Below are 292 nucleotides of genomic sequence, written 5' to 3'. Positions count from 1 at the left end.
GTTTGCGGGGTTGGACGACATCGTGGCGGCGCGGGCGCGCAAGCGGGGGGTGGGGTTTGGTGCGTCGATCGAGACGGGTGCGGGGGAGGATCTGTTCGCGCAGGTGCGTCCGGAGGATCTGCACCGGTTCGGGTTGATCCCGGAGTTCATCGGGCGTCTTCCGGTGATCGCGTCGGTGTCGGCGTTGGACTCCGAGGCGTTGGTGCGGATCTTGACCCAGCCGCGCAATGCGTTGGTGAAGCAGTATCAGCGGATGTTCGCGATCGACGGGGTGGAGCTGGAGTTCACCGAG

General features: G+C 66.1%; 1 pseudogene. It reads left to right on the top strand.

Annotated elements, in window-relative coordinates:
- Positions 1-292, top strand: a pseudogene (locus ABWU78_RS20985) (ATP-dependent Clp protease ATP-binding subunit ClpX); the annotation flags it as partial.

It is taken from the genome of Cellulosimicrobium sp. CpK407 (assembly GCF_051844275.1).
Lineage (GTDB): Bacteria > Actinomycetota > Actinomycetes > Actinomycetales > Cellulomonadaceae > Cellulosimicrobium > Cellulosimicrobium cellulans_G.
This window is presented reverse-complemented; position numbering and strand designations above follow the sequence as displayed.